We start from the raw sequence: 5813 nt of genomic DNA, 5'->3' as shown, positions 1-5813 counted from the left end.
GAGCTTGATGTTTACCTGTTAATCCATCTGTAACCCAGTCGGTAATATAACCCGCTTCGGATAAACCTTGTTTGAGATAGTCACCAGTTTTTTGTTCATCTTCAACCAATAATATTCTCATCTCAGAATCCTAAGTCATTCATTAAACCTATAATAACTTTATAAAACCCAAGATTGAGATAGATTACAAAAATGTCATTTTCAAGTCACTCAGATGTTCGGTGAAGCGTTTTATTGTAATACGAAGAAACTTAATTTTAGAGAAACTTATGAAAACTGTATTGCGTCGTAGCTTAACTACTTTAGTGTGCATGGGAGCATTAATCGCAGGTACTCAATCTTGGGCAAATGATGCAAAAGATCTATCAAATTCGAAATCTAATGCTGTGACAACTGCAAAAAAAGCACAAGAGCCGTGTTCTAAACCTTGTAAGATGAACAAGGATAATAAGGTTCAGCAAGAACCTAGCCAACAGCAAGCGGCAAATTCCTCTGATATGTCGAAAATGGATCATTCCATGATGAATATGGACCATTCTAAAATGGATCATTCAAAGATGAATATGCCTAGTAGCAATAAATAATTTTATAAATAGCGAGAAAGAAGTATTAAAGTTTATACTAAATATTTGCTTTATTACTTCAATCTTGACCTTTCTAAAGGTGAGATAGAATGTCAAAAAAGTTAAGTCATATACTCTTAATTGGAGTTGGTTTATTTTCATCAACTTGGGTAATGGCGGCAGTTAAAGAATATGATTTAACAATCGCTGAACAAACTGTAAATATCACAGGAAAACCAGTTGAGAGAATTACTGTAAATGGTAAATTCGTTGCACCACTTCTTGAATTTGAAGAAGGTGATGAGGCCGTTATCCGTGTTCACAATAAGTTAAAAAATCAGGACTCTTCAATCCATTGGCATGGCTTATTATTACCTGGAATTATGGATGGTGTACCTGGATTTAACAAATTTAATGGCATTGCCCCTAATAAAACTTATGAATATAAGTTTAAAGTCCGCCAAAATGGTACTTATTGGTATCATTCACATAGTAAAGGACAAGAACAAGACGGTTTATATGGTGCTTTTGTTATTTATCCTAAAGATAAAACTCCACTAACAGCTGCTGAAAAAACCGATAAAGATTACGTTGTTTTGCTTTCTGATTTTCATAATTCGACAAGTGATCAAATTATGAAAAATATTAAAAAAGAAGCAGACTACTATCAGAACCGCCGCGAAACAGTATTCGATGTATTAAAACAAGTTAAACGTGATGGGCTAAAAGCGACTTGGCAAGACCGTTCTATGTGGAATCAGATGCGAATGCTGAAAACAGATATGTCCGATGTGACTGGTTATACATTTTTAATGAATGGCAAGACACCTCAGCAAAATTGGACGGGTAACTTCAAAGCTGGTGAAAAAGTTCGCCTTCGTTTTATTAATGCTTCCGCAATGTCATTTTTTGATGTACGAATTCCAAATTTAAAAATGACAGTGGTAAGTGCCGATGGTCAACCTGTAAAACCTGTTCCTGTAGATGAGTTCCGTATAGGTACTGCTGAAACTTATGATGTCATTGTTGAACCGAAACAAGCCCATTATCAAATCGAAGCTGAATCTATTGATCGTACTGGATTTTCGGTTGGAACCTTACATGATAAAAATACCTCACCTGTAAAACAAATTGAGATGCCTAAGCCTCGTCCTCGTTCTTTATTGACTATGGAAGATATGGGAATGAATCATGATATGTCTTCTATGAAAGGCATGAATCACGATATGTCTTCTATGAAAGGTATGGATCATGATATGTCTTCTATGAAAGGCATGAATCACGATATGTCTTCTATGAAAGGTATGGATCATGATATGTCTTCTATGAAAGATATGAATCATGATATGTCTTCTATGAAAGGTATGGATCATGATATGTCTTCTATGAAAGGTATGGATCATGATATGCCGATGAATAGCGCTACTGTTAAGGCGGCTTCAGACAAGAATGATAATACCGTATTTGGATGGGCAAATGCTTCAACACCTGAAGGTAATAAAGCATTGCAATATAGTGATTTGCAATCGTTAGATCCTCAAAAAGACACTCGTGCAGCTGAACGTGAAATAGAGATCCGTCTTGGTGGAAACATGGAGCGTTATATTTGGACAATAAATGGTAAAAAATTTAATGAAGCCGACCCACTAGTGGTGAAGTATGGTGAACGTATTCGCTTAAAATTGAGCCTGTACCGTATTTTGTGTAAGTTCCATTTTTTATAAATGACCTTTTAGTCGATCATCAAAGTGAATCGTAAACCAATTCATTGCTAAACGCCAATTTTGAATTGGCATCGTCCATTTCTTAGCAGCATTTGATGTTGCTAAGTAAATCACTTTCTTCACTGAATCATCAGATGAGAATATTTTTCTCTTTTTGGTTGAGTGCCGTATAACGCTGTTCAACGACTCAATTGCATTTGTTGTATAAATTGCATGACGTATTTCAGCTGGGTAAGTAAAGATTGTTCGGATATTTTCCCAATTCGCGCGCCATGATTGTCCTATTTTAGGATATTGGTGATTCCATTGATCACAGAATATATCTAAAGCTTTTAAAGCATTTTCTTCTGTACTTGCCTGATAAATTGCCTTTAAGCCCGATGTTACAGCCTTGTAGTCCTTCCAGCTCACAAATCTCAAGCTATTACGTACAACATGTACGATACACAGTTGAATGTCAGTATGAGGATAAACAGAGGCTATAGCATCAGGGAAGCCCTTTAATCCATCTATGCATGCAACAAGAATATCTTGTACACCCCGATTTTTAAGTTCTGTCATAACGGATAACCAGAATTTGGCACCTTCTGTTTGGGCAATCCACATACCAAGAAGTTCTTTCTGACCATCCATATTAATGCCTAAAGCTAAATAAACAGATTTATTGATAACAGTTGAATGTTGGCGCACTTTTACAACAATACAATCTAAATATATAACAGGGTAAAGGCTATCGAGCGTTCTGTTTTGCCACTCTGAAACTTGCTCAATGACAGCATCAGTGACTCTACTAATCAGGGATGCAGACACATCGGCATCGTACATTTCCTTAAAGAAGGCAACAATTTCCCTATTCGTCATTCCTTTGGCATATAGCGAAAGAATCTGATCATCCATGCTCGTAATACGAGTTTGATGTTTCTTGATAATCTGAGGCTCGAAGGATCCATTCCGATCACGAGGGATATCTAATGCAAGCTGTCCATCTTGTGTTAAAACGGTTTTAGAACTAAAACCATTACGAGCATTAAAACCTTTCTTTGGTTGATGCTTTTCATAGCCTAAATGTTCAGAGAGCTCAGTATTGAGAGCTGTTTCAATCATGAACTTTTTGAAGACTGCTGTCATTTGGTTTAAATCTTCAGGAGTTTTTAGACCTTTAGCCAGTTCAGCCGCCATACTTTTGATTGTTGCTTCATCCATGTGAAGTACCTCTTTTTATTATCCTCATGAGGATAAATGAAAATTAAGTACTTACACAAAATTTAGAACAGTCTCTTAAAATTTGTCAATGACAGTATGATGGCTCACCCAATGCACTTACATGGCATGTTTATGCAGCTTGAGAATGGTCAGGATCCAAGCAATATGCCAAACAAACATACGGTAATTGTTCCACCTGGGAAAACGATAACCACTCTACTCACAGCTGATGAGTTAGGTGAGTGGGCTATTCATTGTCACCTGCTTTACCATATGAGTGCAGGAATGATGAATAAACTCATTGTAGCTCAAGTGGAAGATGGTAATTCTACAAAGACTGTTCCTCAGTCCCAAGTAAATGAGAAGGGAGTAAATCCACATGCACATCACTAATAATTTGTTTTCAAAAACAACTTTGATGATTGCGCTATTTGGATTATCAAATCTAACGTTCGCTAAAAATGAAACTCCTGTACAAGACAGTAATATTACAAAAAATATGAAAATTCTTTTACAGGAATCTGGAGGATTAAAGTATTCCCTTCAAGAGCGTTATCCAGAATATTATTCAATGGAAAATGCGAATATGGGGGATAAGAGTGTCCAGATTGCGCTTGAGAACTCTAACTCACCTCATGACAATCATCTTAAAGAACATGGTGGACAAATTTATCAAACGACAAAATTTGAAAATGAATGGATGGTTGATGAAGACGGTAAGGGCAACCTAGGAACAAAGTTTGAAACTTTAATTGGAACAGATGAAAATCGTCTATTTATTGAAGCCAATTCGGAAAAGTCAGAAAGTAATGATCCAAAATATGCTGTATCAGCACTTTATAGCCGTAACGTAGCCCCATTTTGGGATGTACAAGCTGGGGTAAGATATAGTGAAGATAAAAATAACAGCAGCAGCGATCGAGTGGATGGGGTTATTGGTATATTAGGTCTAGCTCCTTATTTCTTTGAAACACAAGCATATCTTTATGGCGGTGAGAATAATTTTTGGGGAGCAAGTTTTGAATTAGAACGTGATTTGCTTTTAACTCAGAAACTTATTACTCAACCTTATATCGAAGCAGATGTAATATTTAGCGATGATTCTAACTATGCTGCAAAATCAGGTTTATCAGAACTAAAAACTGGTATCAAAACTAGATATGAGATTACTAAGCGATTTAAACCTTTTATTGATATTGCTTATCAGTATGAAAAAGGACAGCAAGATACTTTTATGCAAGAGGCTACTAATTCCGAAAAAGGGTGGAAATATGGTGCAGGCATCGAATTAGTTTTTTAAAATAGTATGATTTGGATTCATGAATGGTAGCTTCGGCTACTATTCATGAATTATTACTATTTATTTTCGAATCTGTAAAACTAAAAAAGCTTAATTTTTGGTCTATTTTTATGCAGTGGTTAAAAACATGCTTATCGCTGTTTTTATCGTTTGCTATTCTTTTAGTAGGATCGGCTGCTACTACTTCGTCTGTACATCATCGGTGTTTAATGCCATCTGAATAGATGCATGTGGCATAGCCGTCTTCATCGATTTGAATCCTAAAGTGGCCCTAATGATCCGCTTTAGCTTGCCATGATTACATTCGATCACGTTATTTTTATACTTAACCTGCCTGTACTCAAGATCTGGTGGACATTTTCTTTCCCATTTTAACCGTGACAAAGCACCTCCATATGTGTGCTTTATCTGTATCTATCACTTGTGGGGCCTTCCTTTGCCAGAAGATGCGGATACTGAGCATCCAAAAGTAAAAGAACTGCATGAGCTTCTTGCATGGTCTGAAGGTATGGTCTGGTGTTCACCTGAACGTCATGGTTCTATCAGTTCCATTTTTAAATCACAAATAGACTGGATTCCACTTGCAGGAGGAGCAATCCGTGCTACCCAAGGTAAAACCCTTGCCTTGATGCAAGTCAGTGGTGGATCACAGTCATTTAACAGCCTGAACCAGATGCGTATTTTGGGGCGGTGGATGCGGATGATCACCATTCCAAATCAGTCTTCAATTCCGAAAGCTTTCTTGGAATTCGAAGAAGATGGACGAATGAAGCCTTCAGCTTTCTATGACCGGATTGTGGATGTCATGGAAGAGTTATTTAAGTTCACTCTACTGACTCGTGGTCAAAGCAAATACCTGACTGATCGTTATTCTGAACGCAAGGAATCGGCTGAAGAGTTGTCCAAGCGTGTAAATCAGCGCAGTTTATAAATGCTGGATGGTATTAAATACTGCGCCTCATTGCCAGGTCAGTAACACTTTTATGCTGTACCGATGAAGTGCTGTTAAAGGTACAATGAATA

4 protein-coding genes and 5 pseudogenes are annotated in these 5813 nt (G+C 36.9%); 6 read left to right on the top strand and 3 right to left on the bottom strand.

Annotated features, from left to right (window positions below; genetic code table 11):
• A pseudogene (locus SE27_RS14730) lies at positions 1 to 121 on the bottom strand (DNA-binding response regulator); the annotation flags it as partial.
• 148 nt (positions 122 to 269) lie between these two features.
• Here SE27_RS14730 and SE27_RS13185 point away from each other — a divergent pair.
• On the top strand, positions 270 to 584 hold the full coding sequence (locus SE27_RS13185) for a hypothetical protein (RefSeq protein ID WP_039624330.1): 315 nt from the start codon (positions 270 to 272) through the stop codon (positions 582 to 584).
• An 89-nt stretch (positions 585 to 673) separates the two neighbouring features.
• Positions 674 to 2245 (top strand): annotated as a pseudogene (locus tag SE27_RS13180) (copper resistance system multicopper oxidase); the annotation flags it as partial.
• 36 nt (positions 2246 to 2281) lie between these two features.
• Here the strand turns inward: SE27_RS13180 and SE27_RS13175 are convergent.
• The gene (locus SE27_RS13175) at positions 2282 to 3490 is read right to left on the bottom strand and encodes an IS256 family transposase (RefSeq protein ID WP_039624119.1); all 1209 of its coding nucleotides are present in this window, start codon (positions 3488 to 3490) and stop codon (positions 2282 to 2284) included.
• 75 nt (positions 3491 to 3565) lie between these two features.
• Here SE27_RS13175 and SE27_RS13170 point away from each other — a divergent pair.
• From SE27_RS13170 to SE27_RS14010, 3 genes and pseudogenes are all read left to right on the top strand, one after another.
• A pseudogene (locus SE27_RS13170) lies at positions 3566 to 3883 on the top strand (multicopper oxidase domain-containing protein); the annotation flags it as partial.
• A complete protein-coding gene (locus SE27_RS13165) occupies positions 3870 to 4790 on the top strand; it encodes a copper resistance protein B (RefSeq protein ID WP_005407396.1) in 921 nt (306 codons plus the stop codon). The pseudogene SE27_RS13170 and the gene SE27_RS13165, both read left to right, overlap by 14 nt.
• A gap of 23 nt (positions 4791 to 4813) precedes the next feature.
• Positions 4814 to 5011, top strand: a pseudogene (locus tag SE27_RS14010) (hypothetical protein); the annotation flags it as partial.
• A gap of 16 nt (positions 5012 to 5027) precedes the next feature.
• On the opposite strand, the pseudogene SE27_RS13160 reads toward SE27_RS14010, so the two are convergent.
• Positions 5028 to 5220 (bottom strand): annotated as a pseudogene (locus SE27_RS13160) (DDE-type integrase/transposase/recombinase); the annotation flags it as partial.
• Between the two features lie 6 nt (positions 5221 to 5226).
• Here SE27_RS13160 and SE27_RS13155 point away from each other — a divergent pair.
• Positions 5227 to 5721 (top strand): NAD(P)H-dependent oxidoreductase, encoded by a 495-nt coding sequence (locus SE27_RS13155; protein WP_406564552.1) that lies wholly within the window; start codon positions 5227 to 5229, stop codon positions 5719 to 5721.
• Positions 5722 to 5813 lie beyond the last annotated feature (92 nt).

The organism is Acinetobacter harbinensis (genome assembly GCF_000816495.1).
GTDB lineage: Bacteria > Pseudomonadota > Gammaproteobacteria > Pseudomonadales > Moraxellaceae > Acinetobacter > Acinetobacter harbinensis.
This window is presented reverse-complemented; position numbering and strand designations above follow the sequence as displayed.

Coding starts and splice junctions, on each gene's coding strand:
- SE27_RS13185 (WP_039624330.1), top strand. CDS start 270: ATGAAAACTGTATTGCGTCGTAGCTTAACTACTTTAGTGTGCATGGGA.
- SE27_RS13175 (WP_039624119.1), bottom strand. CDS start 3,490: ATGGATGAAGCAACAATCAAAAGTATGGCGGCTGAACTGGCTAAAGGT.
- SE27_RS13165 (WP_005407396.1), top strand. CDS start 3,870: ATGCACATCACTAATAATTTGTTTTCAAAAACAACTTTGATGATTGCG.